The sequence below is a fragment of the Neobacillus sp. genome, assembly GCF_031988165.1.
In the GTDB taxonomy this organism is placed as follows: Bacteria; Bacillota; Bacilli; order Bacillales; family Cytobacillaceae; genus Neobacillus; species Neobacillus rhizosphaerae.
Genome location: NZ_DALZYO010000084.1, coordinates 1 through 2,932 on the forward strand (window position 1 = coordinate 1; position 2,932 = coordinate 2,932).

Below are 2,932 nucleotides of genomic sequence, written 5' to 3' on the forward strand. Positions count from 1 at the left end.
TCCAGGGCAACGGAGGCGATCGGCGCCTGTATCTCGGCAATTGCAGCATCGGCGACGAAGAACTGTATCTGAAGGAGCGCGTCTCGTTTCCGGAAGACCCGTCGGGTCCAGGGCAACGGGGGCGATCGGGGCCAGCATCTCTGGGCTATTGCAGCACCGGCGGCGAAGAACTGTATCTGAAGGAGTGCGGCCAGATCCGGAAGACCCGACAGAGCATCCAGGGCAACGGGGGCGATCGGGGCCTGCATCTCGGCAATTGCAGCACCGGCAGCGAAGAACTGCAGCTGAAGGAGCGCGTCTGTTTCCGGAAGACCCGTCGGGGCCAGAGCAACACGGGCGATCAGTCGGCTGTGCGAAGCTACCGGAAAAGAAAGTCGGCCGATCAGTGCCCGTATCATAACCTGCGCCGTCAAAAGTTCTATATGAAAAGAGGATGTTAATTGTTTAAAATTTGCGAATCCAAAAGTGCAAGCTTGACCGACGATGAGTTGAAAAATTTCAGTCTGGAAGTCTTAGGAGCTGGCCTTATATATATCCGTTCTATATCTGGTTACGGCTGTCTCCCGAAAAAAATCCAAAGGGTAACAAATAATGTATGTTATGAAATAGCTGATGCAATGCACAACATTCCAGCCTGTTTGATGGATTTTAAACGTACATTGTTGCTTGGAGAACTAGATAAACTGGCTTTAATCATTTCGAAAATTCCAGAAGCTAAAATAGTGAGAAGCCAGGCTCTGAAGTTAATTGATGAAAAACTTAAAACGATAGTTGCAGAATCTAGTTAGGGAGGGGTAGGTATGTTTACTGAGAGACATGCATTACAAGAACGTCTGGAAAAGATAAACAAAGATGAAATAGCAATGATTACAGAATATCAAAAACAACGCAATGCAATTTTTGAGCGTCTTAGAGAATTGGATAAATCATATTTCAACAAATTGCCAAAGCTCGGTGATCTAGCCGCGTTCGAAATTCGGAATGATTCCCGTGTTGAAAAGGACATAAGAAAAAATATTATTGTGAATAGATTAAAGATGAATCCAGCTGGTCTGTCATCGGAAGAATTGAAAAGTATAGTCAAAAAAGAAACTGGTTTGGATATTATTAACATGACAAGTTTTATGCGATCTATAATGAAAAATAATCCGTATGTTCGGAAACCCCAGAGAGGTTTTTACCGATATGAAAAAACATAATGTAACACAATGATATTGTGTTACATTGCGAAAAACACGTTAATCCCTTATGTACCAAGAGGTTAACGTGTTTTTTTTTTGCCTAAAATCAGAATTATTCATTTAAATGTAACAAAACATATGATATAATATAATTGTGTTACATTACTAAAAAGAGGGAAGGTAGGATTAAAATGGGTATTGATTCTTGGGAAGTGAATCTCAAACGTAATGAAGCAGCATCGGTTATTGCAGAAAAACTAAATAGTATGAAAATGTTATTTGCCGCTGAAATTAACCAAACTCCAAAAGGGAAACATCTTTACATAAAGTGTGATGACCTTCAGTTGGAATATACCGACTATACAAAAAATGGACTGGCCTTTTTCTGAATCAATTGAAATCATTGATTAGTGATTAAGTCATTAGTTTGTGATCTGCTAAATGACTTGAACCGAATCTAGGAGGGAGTTATATGTTGAATCGTGTAGTGTTGGTAGGAAGATTAACCAAGGACCCGGATCTGCGATTTACTCAACAGGGAACACCAGTTGTTGCTTTTACTTTAGCTGTAAATCGTACATTCATGAATCAAAGTGGACAGCGAGAAGCGGATTTCGTTAATTGTGTCGCATGGAGAAAATTAGCTGAGAATGTTGGTAATTACCTGCGAAAAGGAAGCTTGGCAGGAGTGGATGGCCGGCTTCAGACGCGAAATTATGATAATGGTCAAGGGCAGCGGGTGTATGTTACTGAAGTAGTGGCTGAATCAGTTCAATTTTTAGAAACGAAAAATAGAAATGGTAATAATCACGAGCGGGACAATACTGACTATGGTCAGAATTATAGTCCGATTGGAGCTGGTTCTGGGAGAGATCAGTTTGATGGAGGTAGGCCTGATATCAAGGATGAGGACCTTCCTTTTTAAAGACCGGCAATAAATAAGATTCCTCTCTGGGATCAGTCGCCAAACGGAATCCCCAGAGAGGAAATTAAAATACCAGGGAGAACTTCCCTATACTTTAGTATAGATGATTAATTCTCCAATTAAAATAGGGGGAGCAGAACTGATGGTTGAACGTGATGATACTAAATTTATTTTCATTTTTTTGTCTATATCATTCATTTGTTTGTGTGGCCTAGGGCTTTTTGTCTTGAATTTATCAACGCAAATGTGGGCTTCGGAGGCCGGTGATAAAGCAGATAAATTGGTTGTTGAAATGGAAAGAAGAGAGAAGGCCGAAAGGGAAGAGACGCTAAAGAAAGGTATAGATATAGATATAGATGCTTTAATTGTTGATAAGAGCAAAGAGTCTCATTCCAGTACTTCATTAATGCCAGTTATAATTGGTGGAACAACATACCCTATAGCAACTCCTGAAATAGATAATAGTTATTATTTAAAGATCTATGCTGAGGACAAAAATTACGATATAGCAGTTCCTAAAAATTTGTATGATAAAAAGCAGATAGGAACACATATAGAGATAAAACTATACAACAATCGAATTGAGGTCCTGTAGGAATTGGAAAGGATCATATATGACTAAAGAGGTGAAAGATTATGTTTGAAAATCCTAATTACAGCCCAATTTTATTTATTGTTACTGTTCTAGGGAGCCTGGTATTTTGCGGAGGGGGAATCTTATACACTTTATTCCCGCAAGAGATTGAAGCTTTCTATTTTCAATACGAAAATTCATTTACCATCGTTGGAATTGTCCTTTTGTTCATCGGGTTTGTGTCCTTTGGAT

The 2,932-nt window shown here is 39.6% G+C and carries 7 protein-coding genes; all 7 read left to right on the forward strand.

What is annotated here, in order from left to right; all coding sequences use genetic code 11:
* On the forward strand, nt 1–440 hold a 440-nt coding region (locus tag RTR43_RS25305; RefSeq protein WP_312476784.1), incomplete at its 5' end, for a hypothetical protein.
* A complete protein-coding gene (locus tag RTR43_RS25310; RefSeq protein WP_032859117.1) occupies nt 441–788 on the forward strand; it encodes a hypothetical protein in 348 nt (115 codons plus the stop codon).
* A 12-nt stretch (nt 789–800) separates the two neighbouring features.
* Nucleotides 801–1,199, forward strand: coding sequence for a Rok-like winged helix domain-containing protein (locus RTR43_RS25315; protein ID WP_312476787.1), 399 nt, complete (start codon nt 801–803; stop codon nt 1,197–1,199).
* A gap of 173 nt (nt 1,200–1,372) precedes the next feature.
* Nucleotides 1,373–1,570 (forward strand): hypothetical protein, encoded by a 198-nt coding sequence (locus tag RTR43_RS25320; protein ID WP_073982262.1) that lies wholly within the window; start codon nt 1,373–1,375, stop codon nt 1,568–1,570.
* Between the two features lie 83 nt (nt 1,571–1,653).
* On the forward strand, nt 1,654–2,106 hold the full coding sequence (ssb, locus tag RTR43_RS25325) for a single-stranded DNA-binding protein (protein ID WP_073982261.1): 453 nt from the start codon (nt 1,654–1,656) through the stop codon (nt 2,104–2,106).
* A 142-nt stretch (nt 2,107–2,248) separates the two neighbouring features.
* Nucleotides 2,249–2,701, forward strand: coding sequence for a hypothetical protein (locus RTR43_RS25330; RefSeq protein WP_312476790.1), 453 nt, complete (start codon nt 2,249–2,251; stop codon nt 2,699–2,701).
* A gap of 41 nt (nt 2,702–2,742) precedes the next feature.
* Nucleotides 2,743–2,932: hypothetical protein (locus RTR43_RS25335; RefSeq protein ID WP_312476791.1), on the forward strand; the 190-nt coding region annotated here is incomplete at its 3' end.

Excerpts from the sequence above, each read along its gene's own strand:
- RTR43_RS25320 (WP_073982262.1), top strand. The coding sequence starts at position 1,373 with ATGGGTATTGATTCTTGGGAAGTGAATCTCAAACGTAATGAAGCAGCA.
- RTR43_RS25330 (WP_312476790.1), top strand. The coding sequence starts at position 2,249 with ATGGTTGAACGTGATGATACTAAATTTATTTTCATTTTTTTGTCTATA.
- ssb (WP_073982261.1), top strand. The coding sequence starts at position 1,654 with ATGTTGAATCGTGTAGTGTTGGTAGGAAGATTAACCAAGGACCCGGAT.
- RTR43_RS25315 (WP_312476787.1), top strand. The coding sequence starts at position 801 with ATGTTTACTGAGAGACATGCATTACAAGAACGTCTGGAAAAGATAAAC.